Here is a 20,125-nt window from a genome sequence, read left to right as displayed (position 1 = left end):
CCTACGTCTTTCGTTTGTATTGCTGGCTTCGTCGCCGAGCCCCGGCACTGGAAGAGGGTGGCCACGGCATCCGCGCCGCGCGGCGGCCTGTTCTTCGCTCATCCGAATGGATCGTCGGCGCTCTGCGTCCGTCGAAAACGCTGAACGGAGTGAGCGCCGGGCAGCGCAGGTCAGATCCGGAGGCTGCACCGCAGCGAGCGACGTGCCGTGGCCGAGGATCCCGCACGCGAGGACGCGAGGTGGGCGACCGGATGCCCTGAAGACCGGTGTCGAGAACGGCGCTGCAGCCGCCTCTATTGCGGGGACATCGTGGAGTAGGGCGAGACTTCGTCGACGAACACCGTCTGGCCCGTCATGCGCGCCGTCAGAAAACGGCGCCGGGCCGCCAGCAGCGGCTGGAACAGGCGATTGCTCTTCAGGACGCCGCCGAACCGGGACCCGGATGTGAAGACCGTCGATTCGAACGGTTTTATCGAGACCGGGTTCGGCGATATCACCCGGGCCCGGGCGATAGCCTGGCGCTCGAAGAAGTATTCCCAGTTGTCGGCAGCCGCCACGACCGGCCGGTTCACCTTCAGGATGCCTTCTGCCGCCTGCCGCGTGATCACGTAGGCGGCCGTCGTTCCGAGCCCTGCCATGTTCATGGGCAGGCACAGCCGGTAGTCGCCGATCGAATCGGCGTTCACGGTGCTGAAGGCGGCGCGATGCTGCGGCCGATTGTAGAGCAGGACGACGTCGCCCCGGCGCAGGGTCGCCTCGACCCGGACCAGGATGTCGTGGATGTCCGGCGGCAACACTGCGTCGTCCTCGACGATGAGGGCCCAGGGTAACCTGCGATCGATCATGGATTCGTAGGCGGCCAGGTGCGAGAGGGCGCAGCCCACCTGTCCCGGGCTCAGATCGGATCCCGGCGACGCGTCACGGCCGGCCACCGACCCGTCGATACCCAGAATTTCGAAATCCGCCCCCCAGACCGTATGGAGATGCCGGGTAATATAGGCATGTCTCTCGCGAAACCGCGGGATCGATATTGCAATGCAGCACATTGTACCAGCCCTTGATTTGGAATCATGCGCTGAAGTTAACAAACTTGCAAACACATTTTGCGGTCGAATTCAGTAATCATTGTTTAAAAGTTTCGCCCTGCGCTGACGTTTCCGCACGCGGACTCTGCTGGGATGAACGCCTCGTCCAATTAGCCGGAGCGGAAAAGCGGGAAAATGATTTTCTAGTCAAGAGCCGGGGATCGCAAGATTCATGAAACGTCATCCACGTGTATCTTCGAGAAATATTCGCGTGATCCGGAATTAGATTGCATACGAAGTGCGGACGATACGCTGCGCATCCTGCTTCCGCCTATGCGGCGGCTTCGGACTGGTAGGGGTAGGCCCCTGCTTCCAGCCGGACTGATCGTCGATCAGGCCGTCGGCCGGTGCCGCAGGACCGGAAGGATCGCCGCCAGCAGGAACTGATGCATCCCGTGATTCACGAACAACGGGCACTCGAAGCAAATGAAGACCACGAGCTGCGCGAGGAACAGGATCGGCCAGGCTTCGACATAGCCCGGAGACCGGGTGAAGTGCGCGATGACGCGACGTGCCGTATCGAGCAAGACGCCCGTGAAAATGATCAGGCCGACGACGCCGAATGCCACCGCAACGTCGATGAAGTTGTTGTGGAAGAACCAGAGCTTCTGCTTCGTGGTGAAGTGGAGGTAGGGCGCCGTGGTGATCGGGCTTTCCCAGTAGGCTTTGTAGCCGATCCCGACGAGGGGCTCCCGCCAGAACTGATCGATGCCGAACTGCCAGAGGATGGTGCGGCCGGTCAGGGTCGTGTCCTTGCCGAGGTCCGAGAGCAGGCTGGCGGAGAGGTCCGCTCCGTAGGTCGCGGCGACCAGGATGCCGATTCCCGCGAGCGCGATGGCAAGCCCGAGGCAGAAGCCCGTCACCAGGTTACCCTGTCGCCACGCCATGACCACGCAGAGTGGGGAGAGCCCCACTGCGCCGGCCACCAGGGCGGTGGCGGAATGGGACGAGACCAGCAGCATCACGGCGCCCAGGAAGGCCGCCCCGGTCAGGAGCCGGTGCCAGCCCTGGAGGAACAGGCAGGCGGCACAGAGGAGCTGGAGGCTCATCAGGCTCCCGAGCACGTTCTTGTGCGAGTAGACCCCGGACCATTCCCCGCTGAGGCCGCGGGTCATGCCGGGGGCGGCAACGCCCAGCGCCAGCGACAGGATCTGCCCGCCCAGCAGCCCGAGGAAGACGATCCTGACGACGCCCGATAGCCCCATCGTGGCGCGCAACGCGATCCCCGCCACGACCGTGGCGAGCAGCTGGAGGCCGTGATAGGCCGAGATGTCCGGGGTCAGCGACCATGCCGCCGACATCACGGCGAGCGCCGGCCAAAGCAGGATGACGGGCCGGCTGCCGAACAGCGTGCTGGCGAGATCGCGCCGTAAGACCAGGAAGGCGAGAGCCGCCAGGTCGGCGCCCAGCCAGACCGCCTTATCCAGACCCGGGAGCTTGACCTGCTCGCCGCTGATCGGCGCGAGCAGGATCAGCAGGACCCAGAGTATCGCAGCGGGCTCGAGCCGCGGCAGACCGTGGGCGCCGAGCCGGCGGCGCGACGGGCGGGCGACATGCCAAGCACCACGCTCATCGAGCCCGCCGGTTGGAAGCCAGGCCGATCCGGTCTCGTCCGGTCCGAAACCCGCCATGTCTCGACGAAACGCCATCGCCCTCAGCCTTCGACGTCCCGAGCGCTCCGCGCCGACGCATGGCCGAGGCTCCCGACGGCTTCGCTTGGAGGCGAACCGTCAGCCCGTCCAATACCGCCAAACGAGGTAGGCCGGTCCAACCCGCCCGACGCTGCGGGCCGAAGACAGGAAGGCGCCCCGGATTTGGGACGGACGGATGCACGCCGCTGTAGTCGGCGTGGACCGACTCCACCCTGCTCGCCAGCGTCGGTGCGATCGGCGGGTGGGACCGACCAGTGAATCAAACCGAGCCCCGGCCAGGATCCCGGTTCCGCCATTGACGAAAGCACGCCCGCACAATAGATGATGACCATAATTTTTGCGAAGGATCGGATCGATGTGGAGGCGGGCCATGGACGTGAGATGGATGCTCGCGCTTTCCGCATCGGCGCTGGTGGGCTGCTCGCCGGCCGAGACTGCCGTACCTCAGGAGCCGCCGCTGGTGCAGACCATCGAGGTCGTTCCGGGAACGAGGGGCGTCGTGCGCTATACCGGCGTCGTCCGGGCCCGCACGGAGAGCAATCTCGGGTTCCGGGTCGGCGGCAAGATCTTCGAACGCCTCGTCGATCCGGGGGATCATGTCCGGATCGGGCAGCCCCTGATGCGTCTGGACCGGACCGACTTCACCCTGGCGCTCAACGCGGCGCGCGCCTCCGTCGAGGCCGCGCGCGCCCAGATGATCAAGGCCAAGGCCGACGAGGAGCGTAGTCGCAAGCTGGTCGGCGACGGATGGACCTCGAAGCAGACCTACGACCAGAACAAGGCGGCGGCAGATGCCGCCATCGCCCAGTTCGCCAACGCCGAGGCCCAGGCGAGCCAGGTTTCCAACCAGGCCGGCTATTCCGAACTCCAGGCGGATGCCGATGGCGTCGTGATGGAGGTCCCGACCGAACCCGGTCAGGTGGTCGCCGCCGGCCAGACCGTCGTCAAGCTGGCGCGCGATGGTGCCCGCGAGGCGGAGGTCTTCCTGCCGGAGGCGAGCCGCCACTTGGCGCGGGGCACCGCCTCGGCGACGCTCTACGCAGAGGGCCAGGCGACCTATCCGGCACGGCTGCGCGAACTGTCGGCTACCGCCGACGCGGCCACCCGGACCTACCGGGCGCGCTACATCCTGTCCGGCGGCGGCGAGGACGCGCCGCTGGGCGCGACCGTGACGCTCCGGCTCAAGCCGGCGGAAACCGGACGTTCCGCATCGGTCGAGGTGCCGCTCGGGGCCCTGTTCGACCAGGGACAGGGCTCGGCGGTCTGGAAGTTCGATGCCGGCACGAAGACGGTCTCCGCCCAACCGGTCTCGGTCGCGCGCATGTCCGAGGAAGAGGCCGAGGTCGTGTCCGGCCTCAACCCCGGCGACCGCATCGTGTCGCTCGGCGCGCATCTCCTGAAGGCGGGAGAGAGCGTGCGCCAAGCGCCCCCGACCCTGACGGGAGTCGCCCGATGACCGGCTTCAACCTCTCCGCCCTGGCGGTCCGCGAGCGGGCCGTCACGCTCTTCCTCATCATCGCGGTGACGGCCGCCGGCTTCTTCGCCTTCCAGAAGCTCGGCCGCGCCGAGGATCCGGCCTTCACGGTCAAGACGATGTCCGTCTCGGCCGCCTGGCCCGGCGCCACCACCGACGAGATGCAGCGGCAGGTGGCCGACCCCCTGGAGAAGCGCCTGCAGGAACTCGTCTACTACGACCGCGTCGAGACCACGGTTCGGCCGGGCCTCATGCTGATGAAGGTCTACTTCAAGGACAGCATGCCGCCGGCCAAGCTCCAGTCGGAGTTCTACCAGGCCCGCAAGAAGCTGTCCGATCAGGCGTCCACCCTGCCGCGCGGCGTGATGGGCCCGCTGTTCAACGACGAGTTCTCGGACGTCTACTTTGCGCTCTATGCCCTCCAGGCCCAGGGTCTGCCGCACCGGCACCTCGTGCTGAAGGCTGAGGATCTGCGCCAGCGTCTGCTGCGGGTGCCGGGGATCGAGAAGATCAACATCCTGGGTGAGCAGACGCAGAAGATCTTCGTCGAGATCTCCTATCAGCGTCTCGCCACGCTCGGCATCACCGGCCAGCAGCTCCTGTCCGCGCTGGCCAACCAGAACGACGTGACCCCGGCAGGCTTCGTCGAGACCGCCGGGCCCCGGGTCTACCTGCGGCTCGACGGTGCCATCGACAGCTTGGACGTCCTGCGGAACCTGCCGGTGAGCGCGGGCGACCGCAGCCTCAAGCTCGGCGACATCGCCGAGGTAAAGCGCGGCTACGAGGATCCGAAGGTCTTCGCGATCCGCAATGACGGCGAGCCGGCTCTGATGCTCGGCCTCGTGATGAAGCCCGGCTTTAACGGGTTGCAGCTCGGCGAAGCGTTGAACGCCGAGGAGGTCGCGATCCATCACGCGTTGCCGACCGGCATCACGTTCACGAAGATCACCGACCAGGCCAAGGTGATCGACGACGCCATCCACGAGTTCATGGTGAAGTTCTTCACGGCGCTGTCCGTGGTGATCGTGGTCAGCCTCGTCGCCCTCGGGTTCAGGGTCGGCATCGTCGTGGCGCTCGCCGTTCCTATCACCCTCGCCGCCGTGTTCGTGGTGATGATGGTCACCGGGCGGGATTTCGACCGCATCACCCTCGGGGCGCTGATCATCTCGCTCGGCCTGCTCGTGGACGACGCCATCATCGCCATCGAGATGATGGTGGTGCGCATGGAGGAGGGGGCCGACCGCATCGAGGCGGCCACCCATGCCTGGAGCGCCACCGCCGCGCCGATGCTCACCGGCACGCTCGTCACCATCGCGGGGTTCCTACCCGTGGGCTTCGCCGCTTCCACGGCGGGCGAATACGCCGGCAACATCTTCTGGGTGGTCGGCTTCTCGCTGATCATCTCCTGGATCGTGGCCGTGACCTTCACGCCCTATCTCGGCGTCAAGCTCCTGCCCAATATCAAGACGGTGGAGGGTGGCCACGAGGCGATCTACGCGACGCGGAACTACCAGCGCCTGCGTCGGATCGTGCGGGCCTCCGTCGACCACAAGTGGATGGCGGCCGGCATCACCGTGGCGCTGTTTGCGGTGGCAGTGGTCGGCATGGGCAAGGTCGAGAAGCAGTTCTTCCCGAACTCGGAGCGCCCGGAACTCATCGTCGAGGTGACCCTGCCGACGGGCACAGCCTTCGCGACCACGGAGGCCAGCGTGAAGAAGGTCGAGGCGGCCGTGCGTCAGCTGCCCGAGGCGCGCGAGATCACCAGCTACATCGGCCAGGGCATGCCCCGCTTCGTGCTCTCCTTCGACCCGGAGCTGCCCGACCCCGCCTTCGCGCAGATCGTTGTGCAGACCGCCGACGCCGCAGCCCGTGACGCGCTTCGGATCAAGGTCCGCAAGCTTGTGAGTGACGGCCTCTTCCCCGAGGCGCGCGTGCGCGTGCTGCAGATCGTGTTCGGGCCGCCCATCCGCTTTCCGGTCGCCTTCCGCGTGGTCGGGCCCGATCTCGACGTCATCCGCGGTATCGCGGCCGAGGTCGCCGACGCCATGGCCTCCAACCCGAACATGCGGCTGGTGCACCTGGATTGGGGTGACAAGACTCCGAGCCTGCACCTTGTCCTCGACCAGGAGCGCCTGCGCCTGATCGGCCTGACCCCCAAGGAGGCCGGCCAGCAACTGCAGAGCTACCTCAACGGGACGCCCGCGACCCAGGTCCGCGAGAACCTGCGCTCCGTCGACGTGCTCCTGCGCAGCCCCGGACCGGAGCGCCGCTCGCTCGGCGAGATCGGCGACCTCACGCTGGCCACCCATGACGGACGCCAGGTCCCACTATCCCAGGTGGCGCATCTGGAGAGCCGCAACGAGGATGCGGTACTCAAGCGCTACAATCGCGAGACCTACATTCGGGTGCAGGGCGACGTGCTCGACGGCAAGCAGCCGCCGGACATCCACGCGCAGGTGCTGCCGCTCCTTGACCCGATCAAGGCGAAGCTGCCGCCGGGCTACCGGATCGACACCGCCGGTGCCGTGGAGGAGAGCGCCAAGGCGATGAACGCGCTGGTGGCGGTCTTCCCCCTGATGCTGATCGTGACGCTGACGGTCATCATGCTGCAGGTGCGGTCGTTCTCGACCATGTTCATGGTGTTCGCGACCGCACCGCTGGGCCTCGTCGGGGCGGTCCCCACGCTGTTGATCTTCCAGCAGCCGTTTGGATTCAACGCGATCCTGGGATTGATCGCGCTGTCGGGCATCCTGATGCGCAACACGCTGATCCTGGTGGATCAAATCCACCACGACCGCGCCTCCGGCCTGTCGGACTACGAGGCCATCGTGGAATCCACCGTGCGGCGGGCGCGGCCCGTGATCCTCACGGCGGCTGCCGCGATGCTGGCCTTCATCCCGCTGACGCACTCGGTGTTCTGGGGGGCGCTCGCCTACGTCCTGATCGGCGGCGTCGGCGTGGGCACGCTCCTCACGCTGCTGTTCCTGCCGGCGCTCTATGCCTTGTGGTTCCGGGTGGCGCGGGAACCCCGCACAGGCCGCGCCGCCGCCGGCTCCGGCGCGGTGCCGGTTCGGTCCGGGGGGTAGCCCGGACTTCCAGGATCGCGCGTTCGGCAGCGAACGTGCGGTCGGCCGGCCGGCCTGCATTGATGCCCCCCTCCGCAGGCCGGTCGACCGAAATCGTCAATCCCTGTCGCCGAGCTCGCGGCTCAGTGGCCGGACCCCATCGAAAGCCAGCCTGTCCCACCCTTCTTTAGATGATGAAACGCATCTATATCGGTCTCAGGAACGCCGAAGGATCAGGTCATGCCCAGAGTTTCCCAAGAGCAGGCCAAGCTCAACCGCCGCCGCGTCGTCGAGGTCGCTGCGTCGCTGTTCCGGGAACGCGGCCTCCATGGCGTCGGGGTCGCCGACATCATGGCGTCGGCCGGCCTCACCCATGGCGGGTTCTACGGTCAGTTCTCCAACAAGGAGGCCCTTGCCGCGGAGGCGTTCGACAGCGCGCTCGACGAAGAATACCGCGGGAGCCTCGACACCCTCATCGCCAACTACCTGTCCCTCACGCATGTCCGGTCACCCGGTATGGGATGCCCTCTCGCGGCCCTAGCGAACGACGTGGCCCGGGAGCCGCGGGGCGGTCCTGTCCGGGCGCGGTTCACCCAGGGCGTCGAGCGCATGGCCACCATCCTCGCAGGCCTTACGCCCAGGGGAGCCAAGGAGCGCCGCAGGCAACGGTCCCTGGCGACGCTGTCGACGATCGTCGGTGCCGTCGTGTTGGCGCGAGCAGTCGACGACGAGGCTCTCGCGAGCGAACTGATCCGGGCAGCGCAGGCTGCCGTCACCGAATGACGTCGGCCAGGCCGGGACGGCCCGCATTTTTTTGCGAGTGCGTCCTCATCGCCTGAACGCGCGACCGTGCCGATCCTGGCCGGACCCGCAGGTGCCGCGCGACGTCCGCGGCGTACCCAGGACTCCGCCAGAGGATAACGATGCGCGAACGAATCGTGGTCACGGGAATGGGCGTCGTCTCCCCGCTCGGCTGCAGCGTCGAAGGGATGTGGCGCCGGCTCGTCGGATTCGAATCCGGTGTTCGGCGCTTGCCGGACGACCTCGTCCCCGACATCGACGCGAAGGTCGCCGGGCTCGTGCCGTCCCGGGACGAGGATCCGGACGGGTTCGATCCGGGCGCCCTCATCCCGGTCAAGGACCTCCGCAAGATGGACCGGTTCATCCAGTTCACGTTGACGGCCGCGGAACAGGCCCTTCGGCAGTCGGGCTGGAAACCCTCCAGCGAGTGGGAGCGCGTCCGCACCGCGACCATCGTGGCCTCCGGCATCGGAGGCTTCCAGACCATCACGGACGCTGTGGAGACCGTGCGCACCCGCGGCGCGCAGCGCCTGTCGCCGTTCACGGTGCCGGCCTTCCTGGTCAACTTGGCCGCCGGCCATGTCTCCATCCGCTACGGCTTCAAGGGACCGCTCGGGGCTCCCGTCACCGCCTGCGCGGCGAGCGTCCAAGCCATCGGGGATGCGATGCGCCTGATTCGTGCCGGCGACGCCGATGTCGTCGTCTGTGGCGGTGCCGAGGCCTGCGTCACACGCGTCGCGCTCGGCGGCTTCGCCGCGGCGCGCAGCCTCTCGACGGCGTTCAACGACACGCCAGCCGCCGCGTCGCGGCCCTTCGACCAAAGACGCGACGGCTTCGTCATGGGTGAGGGCGCCGGCATCCTCGTGCTAGAAACTCTGACGCACGCGCAGGCGCGTGGCGCCGTCCCGCTGGCCGAACTGGTCGGGTACGGCACAAGCGCCGACGCCTACCACCTCACCGCCGGTCCCGCGGATGGCAGCGGCGCCCGCCAGGCGATCACCACGGCCCTGGCCATGGCAGGGCTGGAACCCGCCGCCATCGGCTACGTCAACGCGCACGCGACCGCGACGTCGGTCGGCGATTCGGGGGAGCTGGCGGCGCTCAGGTCCGTCTTCGGCGAGGACGGTCCGGCCATTTCCTCGACGAAGTCCGCAACCGGCCACCTCCTCGGCGCCGCCGGCGGTCTGGAGGCGATCATCACGGTGCAGGCATTGCGCGAGGGCGTCTTGCCGCCCACCCTCAATCTGACCGATCCCGACGCGGGCGCGTCAGGCCTGGACCTCATCGGACCGGAGGCTCGGCGGGCCTCTGTGGACTACGCGCTGTCGAACGGTTTTGGGTTCGGGGGTGTCAACGCCAGCATCATCCTCAAGCGGATGAACTCTTTTTGAAAATCGATTCACGGATATTAGTAAACGACGAGGCCATACACGGGTGTTCGGAGCTTATTCCAATCTCGAATGAATCCAGACGAAGTCTACGGGTTGTACGGTGCTGTCGCCGGGGAGAGAGGCTCCATCAACAAGGACTTCGTGTTTCATCCGTATCGCGCGCAAATCAGCCTGCGTTGCGCTGCAGGCCTTGGCAAGCCCGCACATCGTGTCGAACCGGTTGCTGAGCGCATTCAGGCAACGAAAAACCCGCCAAGTCACTGACCGGGCGGGCTGAATTCGATGGCTGGGGGACCTGGATTCGAACCAGGACTAGAGGAGTCAGAGTCCACCCCGGTGCTTTGTAAAAACTCAGCTTTTTCCCCGACTGAGGGAAAAAGCGACCATGAAAGATCAAAGGGTTAGCGGCGGAAACCCGACCGAGAAACCGCCTCGAACGAATACTGCAAAAGAAAACGCCGTCGCGGGGGTGAAGGCCCGCAACGGCGCTGAAAAGAGCGGCTCCAACCAAAGAACCGATCTCAGAGATAGGGCGGATCGCCCGATTCTGGCAAGCGCCCTGACGGCGGTTCTGGACCACCAGGGCATGGTGATCTGCGTACTCGCCGGCCGCGCCCAGGCACGCGCTTTCCTGCGGGGAGGCGCCTGATGCCGACGATCCTCTGCCAGCTCAAAGCGGTCCTCCGCTTCATGTCGACGCCCGACGCCGACCCAAACATCCGGGCGTGCCAAGCGGCTCTGCTCCAGGCCATCGAAGCCTTGGAGCGCCACGTCCTCGCGAGCGGGGAGGCGTCTCGATGAGTGCCCCGCAGACGATCCCGCCCCTGCCGGTGCCCGGGACCAAGTTCCCGCCTCTGCCGGCCGCCCTGGACGCGATGCGGGCCGAGCCCCGCTGGCTGGTGTGGAGGTGGGAGCCGCACGCCAAGTCCGGCAAGCTGACCAAGGTGCCGTTCATCGCCGACGCGCCGCGCTCCAAAGCGGCCAGCAGTCGGTCGAACACGTGGCGCTCCTTCGAGGTGGCGGTCGCCGCCTACGAGACCGGCCAGGTGCACGGCATCGGCTTCGCTCTGGCCGGCTCGACCTTCGGCATGTTCGACCTGGACAATTGCCGGGACCCGGAGACGAGGGAGATCGAACCCTGGGCCCAGGCGCAGGTCGATCGAGCCGCGAGCTACGCCGAGGTCACCACCTCGGGCACGGGTCTCCGCATTATCGGGCGTGCGACGGGTCCGAAGGTCCATCGGAACCAGGCGGTGCTCGGTTCGAACGGCGGCCGCATCGAGACCTACCGGAGCTGTGAGCGATACGTCGTAGTCACCGGCTACCATCTGCCGGGCTCGCCGGACAGCTTGGCCGATCTGGATGCCGAGATCGACGCCACGGTGGAATTGCTCGACCTAGCGACGAGCTGTGCGGCCAAGGCTGCTGGTCCAGACTTCGAGCCCGAGCCGCCCGGAGCCCGCGCGGCGCCCCGGCGCGAGCTGCCGGACGAGCTGATGCGGCTGGTCGAGTGCGGGGCGCCTGAGGGCAAGCGTTCCGACGAGTTCATGCACACCGTCGGCTGGCTCAAGGACTACGGTTGGGGCGTGGCCGAGATCGTCGACCTGCTTGCGCGGCATCCAGCCGGCATCGGCGAGAAGTACGCGGACCGGCTGGAGAAGGAGGTCCGGCGCTGCTGGGACAAGGCGGCGTCACGGCCGCGCCGGCAGCGGAGCGCTTCGACGATCGACGAGCTCGTAACCGAGGATTCGGCCACGATCCGCTTCGTCGAGCTCTACCGCGACCGCCTGCGCTTCTGCCACGACCACAACGGGTGGTTCGAGTGGACGGGCGCGGCGTGGCGCCAGAACCGGGTGGGGATCGCGTTCCGCTGGGCGCGCGAGCTGGCCCGGGAGCTTGCGCGGTCCCTCGGCGACGACCTCAAGGGCAAGGCCGTCCTCGGCAAGACGGCGTTCGCCGGGGGCGTCGAGAAGTTCGCCCGCACCGACGCGGCCTTCGCCGTGACCCAGGAGGCCTGGGATCCTCACCTCTGGCTGCTGGGCACACCCGGCGGGACGATCGATCTCCGGACCGGCGAGCTGCGCGAGCCGGACCCTGCCGACGGCATCACCAAGCTGACTGCCATCGCACCGGCCGAGGGGCCTGATTGCCCCCTGTGGCTGGCCTTCCTGGACCAGGCGACTAAGGGCGACCCGCAGATGATCCGGTTGCTGCGGCAGCTGGCCGGCATCGCGCTCACCGGTGAGACCCGGGAGCACATCCTCCCCTTCGCCTTTGGTGACGGCGGCAACGGCAAGGGCGTGCTGGTCAACACCCTGGCCCGGATCCTGGGCGACTACGCGGTGACCGCGACCATGGACACGTTCATGGCCTCGCACGGGGACAAGCACTCGACCGACCTCGCCATGCTGCGGGGGGCCCGGCTGGTGACGGCATCGGAGACCGAGGAGGGCAGGGCCTGGGCGGAGAGCCGGATCAAGCAGATGACCGGCGGCGACCCGATCACCGCCCGGTTCATGCGGTGCGATAATTTCACCTACGTGCCGCAGTTCCTGCTGCTGATCATGGGCAACAACAAGCCCAACCTGAACAGCGTCGACGCTGCCATGCGCCGGCGGTTCATCATGCTGCCGTTCGAGAACAAACCGCTCGTGGCGGACCCGCTGCTGCCGCAGAAGCTCCAAGCCGAGTGGCCGGGGATCCTGCGCTGGGCGATCGAGGGGTGCCTGGACTGGCAGCAGAACGGCTTGGTGCGGTCCGAGCGGGATAAGGCGGCGACCGAGGAATACTTCGCCACGCAGGACGCCTTCGGGCTTTGGCTGGCCGAGGAGTGCGATTGCGAGCCGGGCAACGAGTTCAAGACCGCCACCAGCACCGAGCTATTCAACGCCTGGCAATCGTTTGCCCGGCGCTCGGGTGAGACCGCCAGCTCCCACAAAGACTTCGCCAGCCGCATGGAGAAGCGTGGGTTCCAGAAGCACAAAAGCCACGGAACGATGGTGTACCGCGGCCTTCGGATCCCAGTGCGCAGCCCTTTCCATGAGGCCGCAGAATGACCCGGACAGCTCGCGGGGAGGGTCGGGGAGCTTCCTCGGTATGTGTTCACGTACGCGCACGCACGCACGTATGGGGAGATACGGAAAACGGTCCCCAACCCTCCCCACGCTCCCCCACTTCAAACCCTGTGTCACCGGTCATCGCGATGCGACGCGACTTGCCGCGGTGCCTGATCCCGTTCGACCGCCGCGAGGGTCTCACGACCGCAGAGGCCGCCGCTCGCGCCGCCCGGACCGAGCGCACCATCAGGATGTGGTGTCGGGACCATGACATCGGCCGGCACGTCGCGGGCGGCCCCTGGCTCGTCTCTCGGGTCGCGCTGGCGATGTTCCTGAACGACGACGCGGCAGCGCTGCGTGCCTACCTCGCGGGCGATAGAGCCGGCCCGGCGGTCGCGCCGTACTTCCTAGACGAAGGATTGGGCGACCTCATCCGAGGCTGATCGGTGCACGCCGCGGAAATGGCGACGTATCGAAAGCGGCCCGTTGCGAGCACCTTTCTGCACCAGTCACCTAGACCTGGAGCCAAACGATGAGTGCCGCCGGTAGATCTCTGCAGTTCACGGACATTGTGAAGTTCAGGGGCGAGCCCGGCTTCAGCGCGGCTGTGGTGGAAGCTGCTCGTCGGAGCCGCACCAGCACGCCGGAGTACCTGCGCCGCATTGTGCGGGAGCGGCTTGCTGCCGACGGCGTGGCACTGCCCGAACTGGATACCCCCATCCAGCGCCAGGCGGCCTGAGCCATTTTTAGCGGGCCGGAACCGATGATGGTGCGGTTCGGCCCTGTGCCGTTCGGCCCATGGAGCACGGGCCGGAGCGACACCCGAGGCGATAGCGGCCGGCCGCCGGAGTACCTCCGAGGTGCAGTGCCGCGGTCGACCCACACAGGCCAGGCAGAGGGCCTGTGTGGCCGTCGGGCAACACTAGGTTCTCCCAGGAAGATCGACGGGTCGCGGGCTGTAGAGGCGCGGCTCCGCCCTCCCGGCAACTTCGATTTTTGAGGTCTACACCTTGTCCGAACGGCTCTCCCTCAGAGAACTCGCCAGGCGCCTCAACCGGGATCCCTCGGGCCTCGGCCGGCTGGCCAAGAAAGGGGTCATCCCCAAGGGAAGCGATGGCAAGTTCGACGAGGTGGCGGTCCGCCGGGCGCTCCTCGCGAATGTCGACCCGGACCGTCAGAAGGAGACCGTAGACCGTCTACGGTCCACGCCGCGGCGGTCTACGGTCAACGGCTTGCCCCGCCCCCAGATCGGCACCTTCCCGACGCCGGCCGCCTACCGTGCCCGCACCGACCTGCCCGACGCCTTTGCCGCCGGTGCGCTCTACGGCGCCCACGTCGTCGCCTTCGCCCTGCCGACCGCCATGGCCTGCGCCCTCGTCGAGGCCGGGATCTCGGCGGCGGCCACCATGCAGGCCCACGCCGCGGCTTGCGACGACACCCGCTTGATCGTGGGCGATGTAACCGAGGCGCTGGGCCTCACCCCCGCCGGGGACGACGACGCCGGTCCGCACGCTCCGACCGCCTTCCAGGGCTTCGACCCGCGGATGGCAGCAGCGGCGGTCGCGCCATGATCGCCCACTTCCCCTTCTCCCATCGTGGCGACGCCGGTCGACTGCTCCGGGCGTCGCTGCGGTCCCCGGGGCCGTACCGGGGCGCGGGCCGCGCAGGGGGACGGCGCGGCCCGCAACCATTCCCTCACCTGAAGGAGCTGCATCCGTGAAGAAGCTCGCCAAAGACCTCGCCGGCCTGATCGGCATCAGCCGCAAGGAGACCGATCTCGACACGCTCGCCGCGGCGCTGGCCGAGGGTCGCGAGCAGATCGAGGTGGCGACCCGGGATCGCGAGGCAGCCGAGGGCGCCTACCGTGACCGGATCCTCGACGCCACGCCGGCCGAGCTGGAGAAGCTGCAGGCGGCCAAGGCCCGGGCGACCGTCGACCTCGACCGGTCCGAGGCGCTGGTGGCTGCGCTGACGAGCCGTATCGCCTACGTCCGCGACGACCAGCAACAGGCCGGCCGCCGGGCCCGGTACCAGAACGCCCAGGCACTGGCCCAGGCCGCGCAGCAGGCCCTGGCCCAGGACTACCCCGACATCGCCCGGCGGGTGCACTCGCTGCTCCGCACCGTGGCGGAGGCCGAGGCGGCGGTGATCGAGGCGAACGCCGAGCTGCCCGACGGTGCCGCTCCCATCCGCTCCCCGGAGCGGGCCGTCCGGGACGCCGCCCGCCTGCCGCTCGACATGAGCACGGCCGAAGTCGATCTGTGGAGCACCGTCGGCAACATCGAGCCGCTGCCCGAGGCCGATCAGTCCCGCGTCCGGGCCATACGGGGGAACTCCGATCACGGGACGATCGACCGTGATGGCCGGGACATCCCGTGCGTCCGGGTGACCTACCGACGCGACGTGGTGCTGTACGATGACGCCGGGCAGTCCCTCCCGCCCCTGGCGGCCGGGATCAGCCTGCCAGCGTTGTACGCAGGCACCACGGCGTTCTGGTCCGCCGCCCACGCGACTGAGCGTAGCCCGGCACAGATCTTGGCCGAGATCGCCCAGATCGAGCCCCAGGCGTCGCCGTCGTGGCGCAAGCCTGTGGCCGAGCCGATCCCGCACCGCTTCACCTACTGGCCGGTGGCGACCCCGCTAGATCCGGATCCGGCCGCGGGCCTATCCGAGGCTGAAAGGGCGCCGGGCGGCGGGTTCATGTTGCAGGGGGCGGCATGACCGCCGCCGCTGACCGCCTCATTCAGGACGGGTGCCTCGTCCTCTACGGCATCGTGGGTGCCGGTCTCGATTTCGGGGGCGATGATGGCCCGGGATGTTTCACCGCCGGCGATGTTGTCGCCGCCCTCGCGATGCTCGGCCGCCGCACGGATGTCACGGTGCGGATCAACTCGGCGGGCGGCATCGCCACCGAGGGTTCGGCGATCCACGCGGTGTTGTCCGCCCACGCCGGCCGCGTGACGACGGTGGTGGAGGGCGTCGCGGCCTCCGCCGCGTCGATCATCGCTATGGCCGGCGCGGACCGTGTCATCGCCCGCGGATCGCTGATGATGATCCACGATCCCTCCGGCCTCACGGTCGGCACGGCCGACGACCACGAGGGCACCGCCGGCGTCCTACGCACCCTGGCCGCGTCCATGGCGTCGATCTACGCCGATGCGACCGGGCGCTCGGAGGCCGAGGTCCGGGCCGAGATGCGGGCCGAGACGTGGTTCACCGCCGAGGACGCGGTGGCGAAACGCTACGCGACCCGTATCGGCACAGCATCCGTTCCTGCGACCGCCGCGGCGGCGTTTCCGTTCCGAGCCTATGCCCATGCGCCCGCGCAGCTGGTGGCTTTGGCGGATGCCCGGGGATGGAGCCGGGGCGCCTTCACAACCGCACACGCAGCGGGCCGCTCGACCGGCGGCGGCCGAGGCCCGGTAGCGCCCCGGATGGTGCCGCAGGCCGAGGCTCGGGAGCGCGCGATTACCGAAATGTGTGCCCTGGCCGGTCAGCCCGAGCGAGCCGCCGCGTTCATCGCCTCCGGTAAGGGGCACCTCGCGGTGCTCGCCGAGCTGAGGGCCAGATTTGGGCCGACGCCGACCGCACGACAGGCTGCACCTATCGATCCTCTGGCGAGCATGCGTCGGGAGATCGCCCGTCCTGGCCTGGCGCCACTCTGATCAGCGCATACGGAGATGCATCGATGACAGTGGAAACCCATGTCGATCCGACCCCTAACGCCGAGGGATCGGGTGTCGCACTGCCCGCTGAGACTTGGGAGAGGCTGTCCGTGGTGGTGCTCGCCGGCGACCGCGCAGTGTTCACGATCGACGAGGCCGGCAACGTCCAGGTGCCAGCGACCTTCGCAATGCGGTCGGAGGTCGGCGTCGCCCTGGCCCGCGCGAGCGCCGTGCTGGCAGCGCAGCCCGAACCGAACTCGTCGCAGCAGATCCTGAACATGGTGTTCCGGCAGCTCGGCGAGATCAACACCGCCGCGTCGCGCGAGGCCTACGCCAAGCTCGAAGCCGCCGTGAATGGCCAGACGGAGGCGCTGACAGCAGCGACGACTGCCCTCGATGCAGCGACCGCGGCCATCGGCGATGCAATCCCGACCGTCCCCGGCACCCACTGAGGAGAACCGGCCATGGCATCCAAGGTCATCGAGGCAAAGCTCCTCATCACCGCCGAGCAGCGGGTCGAGGCCGAGATGGCCAAGGTCGCCAAGGCGGTCAAACAGGGCTTGGAGGTCGGCAAGTACACGGCCGAGATCGAGAAGCTGAACAAAGCGTGGGAGTTCAACGCGCAGGCGACCAGGGCCGCGCAGTCCGTGATGCAGGCCCGCGGCCCCCTCGAAGCGACCGTGCGGGGTATGCAGCGTGTCGGGTCGGAGGCCGCCCGGCTGGCCCGGGAGTACGACGCGGCGAAGAAGGCCGCGGCCGACTTCAGCAAGTCCTCGTCCTTCGTGAAGGGCAGCGAGCAGGCCGTGAAGCTGGCCTCCGAGGTCCGGCGCCTCGGGGAGGCGCACCGGATGGCGGTGGGTGAGACCAAGGCCCTGACGGCGGCGTTCAGCGCAGAGACGGCTGCCCTACGTGCCGCCGAGGGAGCGGCCTCCCGCCTGGGCGTGGATCTGTCCCGGGTCGAGCAGCAGCAGCGCAACCTGGCCCGCAGCACCGATCAGGCCGCCGCTGCCTTCAAGCGCCAGATCGCCGTCGAGGATCACGCGGCCAAGCAGAGCGTGGTCCGACAGGAGCGTTCTGCGGCCCGACAAGGCTTGGTGTCCGCAGGTGCCGTGGTGGTCGGCGGAAAGATCAGCTCCACCGCGAAGGCGGCCGAGCACAGCTACGCCGAGTTCGACATGGAGATCCGCCGGCAGGTCGCCATGGCCGGCCTGACGCCGGCGGAGCGCCAGAGCCGGATCGACCAGGCTGTGCGCCTCGGTGGCTCCTCGACCTTCAACGACATCCAGGTGCTGCACGCACAGCGCACGCTCGCCGGCCGCGGCGTCCGGAAGGATCTGGTCGAGCCGTTCGTGGAGGAGATCAAGGACTACGCCCAGGCGATGAACGTCGACCTGCCGAGCGCGGCCAAGACCCTCGAAGGCATCGTGTTCTCAACCAACCAGCACATCGACGATGCGGCATCGGCCAAGAAGGTCATGCGCCGGAACGTCGATCTGGCGGTGAAGACCGCAAAGGTCGGCGGCCTCGAAGACCACGACATCCAGGCCGCGTTCAAGATGGGCGGCGCGACCTCGACCGGGGCCGGGTTCTCGATCGAGACCATGGACACCATCTTCGCGCTGCTCCGGAAATCCGGCTACTCGGGCGAGGAGGCCGGGACCGCGGCACGCGGCATCTCGTCGAAGTTCATCGCCCCCTCAAAGGGGGGCCTCACCGCCCTCGACGCGATGGGCGTGAAGTACCAGAACTTCGTGCGCATGCCGGACGCGCTGAACGCGGACCGCCTCGGCAGCTCGGTGAAGCGCAGCTTCGGCAAGGATATGTCGCCCCGGCAGATGCAGCGCTTGCAGGCGCTCATGAACGATCCCGACGCCCTGCTGGACCGGGACAAGTTCACGGCCGATGCCACCGGGATCATCGGGCAGAGCTTCGACAAGAACAAGAAGGGCCAGCTCAAGGCAGCCGACGCCCACGCGATCGCCAAGACGGTCGGCGATTTCTACAAGATGGCAGCGGAATCGGTAGACACCGAGGGCCTGCTGCGGGCGGTCATCAACGCCCACCCGACCCAGGCACAGCTCAACGCTCTGGTCACACGCGAGCACGGCGGCAAGCTCGGTTCGATCGCCCAAAAGCCCGAGCTGTTCGACGAGTACCGCAAGAAGATCGCGGAGACCCCGGAGGGGTTCGCCAAGTCCATCGGCGATGCGGTCATGGGCGGGTTCTACGGCGCGCTGAAGCGCATCGAGAACACCCGCCTCAACGTCGAGACCGCGATGGGCCGGTCGCTGGACAACAACGGCGAGAACGGCGGGCTGCTCTCGAAGGCGGCCTCGGCGATTGCCGACTTCCAGCAGCACATTGCCGAGCTCGACCCCAAGCTGGTCGCGGTCGGCACGACGGTCGCGGTGGTCGGCGGGAAGATCGCGGAGGCCGCCGGTACCCTGGGCCTGATGGGGTCGGCCCTGGCGCTGACGAAGTCGGCCGCCTCCCTCGAACTGGCCGCTGCGAAGCTGGCGGTGAACGGCGGCCTGCCGGACGGGGTGAAGAAGGGCGGGAAGCTGGCCGGACTGGCCAAGGGCGCCCTCGGGATCACGGCGATCGGTGGGCTGGCCGAACTGGCCGAGCACTACGACACCCTGAAGATGCCGGAGTTCTCGAAGGACGGCATCGGCCGCGGCCTCCTTGGCGCCCTCGACCCGAACCTGCCCGACATGGTGCTGGGCAAGAAGGCCGACGAGGTCGGGAAGGATGCCGGAACCAAGGTCGGCAAGGGCGTGGCTGACGGCGTGAAGGAGAAGGCCCCGGAGGTCGAGGCCGAGGGCAAGACCCTGTTCCAGCGGCTCAACGAGCAGTTTCGCCAGGGCATCTTCGTGCCGATCCATCTCGCCCCCGGCGAGGGTATGGGCGGCGGGGCCGGAGGTGGCGGTGGGCTGATCCAGAAGGCCAGCTTCGGCGGTGGCGGTGACCTCGGCGGGATGATCCGCAAAGCCAGCCTTGGCGGCGGCGGCGGCGGTGGCGGTTCGGGCGGTGTCGGCGCCGGCGTCCAGCGCTACGGCGGCGGATCAGGTGGCGGCGGGGGTATCTCGGCTCGCGATCTCCGCAACATCGATCCGCAGTTCGCGGCCCATATCCGTGCCTCGGCGCTCTCGCAGGGCATCGATCCGGACATCGCGCTCCGGATCGCCAACAGCGAGGGCTTGCGAGGCTCGAACCCGAACCGCCTGACCCCGGGCGACTACGAGAACGGCAAGCCCACCAGCTTCGGCCCCTTCCAGCTGCACTACGGGCGCTCCGGCGGCCTCGGCAACCGGTACACCGCCGAGACCGGGCACCACGCGAGCGACCCGCAGCACTGGAAGGAGCAGATCGACTTCGCACTCCGGACAGCCCGCAAGGAGGGCTGGGGCGCGTGGTACGGCCGGAGAGGCGCTGGCATCGGCGTTCGGGACGGCATCGGTACGGTGAAGCCGGTCCCTATGCCGAAGGAAGGCCCCGTGGCAGCTAGGACGCCGGATGAGCCCCGGCTGGTGCGAGGTCTCGACGGCAAGGAGGGCCTTGACCTCGGCAACGGCACCATGCGCATGCCGAACGGTGCGATCCGCTCGATCCCGCGGGGTATGCCCGAAATCCCGGAGGCTCCCCCTGGTGGCATCGGGGGTGGCGGCGGCCGCGCTGGCGGGATCAGCCAGCACGTCGAGGAGTTCGGCCGCCACGTGGACCGGCTCGCCGACATGGGCTTCCACGGCCAGATCGAGGTGACGGGACTGCACAGGGCCGGAATGCGGGCCACGGCGCTCAAGGTGCGCGGGCGCGGCGGGCTCACCGCCGACATGGGCGTGACGGAGCCGGGCGCGAAAGAGGATCTGGCGGACTGGAGCTGAAGCCTCAGGATTCGGGGGCCAAGCCAACCTTGACGATTGACGCCACACGACC

The 20,125-nt window shown here is 68.2% G+C and carries 16 protein-coding genes and 1 tRNA gene; 14 read left to right on the top strand and 3 right to left on the bottom strand.

Annotation, left to right across the window (positions count from 1 at the left end; all coding sequences use genetic code 11):
* Positions 1-293 precede the first annotated feature (293 nt).
* Complete coding sequence (locus tag ACYQPG_RS26355; RefSeq protein ID WP_419830632.1) at positions 294-932, bottom strand: glycosyltransferase family 25 protein; 639 nt, start codon at positions 930-932, stop codon at positions 294-296.
* Positions 933-1,417: 485 nt separating this feature from the next.
* On the bottom strand, positions 1,418-2,734 hold the full coding sequence (locus ACYQPG_RS26350; protein ID WP_461232060.1) for an O-antigen ligase family protein: 1,317 nt from the start codon (positions 2,732-2,734) through the stop codon (positions 1,418-1,420).
* 373 nt (positions 2,735-3,107) lie between these two features.
* Here ACYQPG_RS26350 and ACYQPG_RS26345 point away from each other — a divergent pair, with 373 nt between their 5' ends.
* The 4 genes from ACYQPG_RS26345 (at position 3,108) to fabF (ending at position 9,468) form a co-directional block, all read left to right on the top strand.
* Positions 3,108-4,193, top strand: a complete 1,086-nt coding sequence (locus ACYQPG_RS26345) for an efflux RND transporter periplasmic adaptor subunit (RefSeq protein ID WP_147937587.1) — start codon at positions 3,108-3,110, stop codon at positions 4,191-4,193.
* On the top strand, positions 4,190-7,297 hold the full coding sequence (locus tag ACYQPG_RS26340) for an efflux RND transporter permease subunit (protein ID WP_419830630.1): 3,108 nt from the start codon (positions 4,190-4,192) through the stop codon (positions 7,295-7,297). Before ACYQPG_RS26345 ends, ACYQPG_RS26340 begins: the two co-directional genes overlap by 4 nt.
* A 219-nt stretch (positions 7,298-7,516) precedes the next feature.
* Positions 7,517-8,059 (top strand): TetR/AcrR family transcriptional regulator, encoded by a 543-nt coding sequence (locus ACYQPG_RS26335; protein ID WP_147937585.1) that lies wholly within the window; start codon positions 7,517-7,519, stop codon positions 8,057-8,059.
* Positions 8,060-8,199: 140 nt separating this feature from the next.
* Positions 8,200-9,468 (top strand): beta-ketoacyl-ACP synthase II, encoded by a 1,269-nt coding sequence (gene fabF / locus ACYQPG_RS26330; protein WP_461232059.1) that lies wholly within the window; start codon positions 8,200-8,202, stop codon positions 9,466-9,468.
* A 283-nt stretch (positions 9,469-9,751) separates the two neighbouring features.
* Here the strand turns inward: fabF and ACYQPG_RS26325 are convergent.
* Positions 9,752-9,834 (bottom strand) — tRNA-Gln (locus ACYQPG_RS26325).
* A 19-nt stretch (positions 9,835-9,853) separates the two neighbouring features.
* Here ACYQPG_RS26325 and ACYQPG_RS26320 point away from each other — a divergent pair.
* From ACYQPG_RS26320 to ACYQPG_RS26275, 10 genes are all read left to right on the top strand, one after another.
* Positions 9,854-10,117, top strand: a complete 264-nt coding sequence (locus ACYQPG_RS26320; protein ID WP_461232058.1) for a hypothetical protein — start codon at positions 9,854-9,856, stop codon at positions 10,115-10,117.
* Positions 10,117-10,269 (top strand): hypothetical protein, encoded by a 153-nt coding sequence (locus tag ACYQPG_RS26315; RefSeq protein WP_461232057.1) that lies wholly within the window; start codon positions 10,117-10,119, stop codon positions 10,267-10,269. The genes ACYQPG_RS26320 and ACYQPG_RS26315 overlap by 1 nt, the downstream gene beginning before the upstream one ends.
* Positions 10,266-12,524 (top strand): phage/plasmid primase, P4 family, encoded by a 2,259-nt coding sequence (locus ACYQPG_RS26310; protein ID WP_461232056.1) that lies wholly within the window; start codon positions 10,266-10,268, stop codon positions 12,522-12,524. Before ACYQPG_RS26315 ends, ACYQPG_RS26310 begins: the two co-directional genes overlap by 4 nt.
* A gap of 146 nt (positions 12,525-12,670) precedes the next feature.
* Positions 12,671-12,967 carry a hypothetical protein gene (locus ACYQPG_RS26305; RefSeq protein ID WP_461232055.1) on the top strand — a complete coding sequence of 99 codons (297 nt, stop codon included), beginning with the start codon at positions 12,671-12,673 and terminating at the stop codon, positions 12,965-12,967.
* Positions 12,968-13,056: 89 nt separating this feature from the next.
* The gene (locus tag ACYQPG_RS26300) at positions 13,057-13,263 is read left to right on the top strand and encodes a hypothetical protein (RefSeq protein WP_461232054.1); all 207 of its coding nucleotides are present in this window, start codon (positions 13,057-13,059) and stop codon (positions 13,261-13,263) included.
* A 271-nt stretch (positions 13,264-13,534) separates the two neighbouring features.
* Entirely contained in the window at positions 13,535-14,095 is a 561-nt protein-coding gene (locus ACYQPG_RS26295) for a hypothetical protein (RefSeq protein ID WP_461232053.1), read from the top strand.
* 145 nt (positions 14,096-14,240) lie between these two features.
* Positions 14,241-15,245: a hypothetical protein gene (locus ACYQPG_RS26290; RefSeq protein ID WP_461232052.1), complete on the top strand. Its 1,005-nt coding sequence runs from the start codon at positions 14,241-14,243 to the stop codon at positions 15,243-15,245.
* Complete coding sequence (locus ACYQPG_RS26285) at positions 15,242-16,189, top strand: head maturation protease, ClpP-related (RefSeq protein WP_461232051.1); 948 nt, start codon at positions 15,242-15,244, stop codon at positions 16,187-16,189. Before ACYQPG_RS26290 ends, ACYQPG_RS26285 begins: the two co-directional genes overlap by 4 nt.
* A 23-nt stretch (positions 16,190-16,212) precedes the next feature.
* Positions 16,213-16,641: a hypothetical protein gene (locus ACYQPG_RS26280; protein ID WP_461232050.1), complete on the top strand. Its 429-nt coding sequence runs from the start codon at positions 16,213-16,215 to the stop codon at positions 16,639-16,641.
* A 12-nt stretch (positions 16,642-16,653) separates the two neighbouring features.
* Positions 16,654-20,073, top strand: a complete 3,420-nt coding sequence (locus ACYQPG_RS26275; RefSeq protein ID WP_461232049.1) for a phage tail tape measure protein — start codon at positions 16,654-16,656, stop codon at positions 20,071-20,073.
* The last annotated feature ends 52 nt before the right edge of the window (positions 20,074-20,125 follow it).

The organism is Methylobacterium sp. CM6246, assembly GCF_054818005.1.
This window is presented reverse-complemented; position numbering and strand designations above follow the sequence as displayed.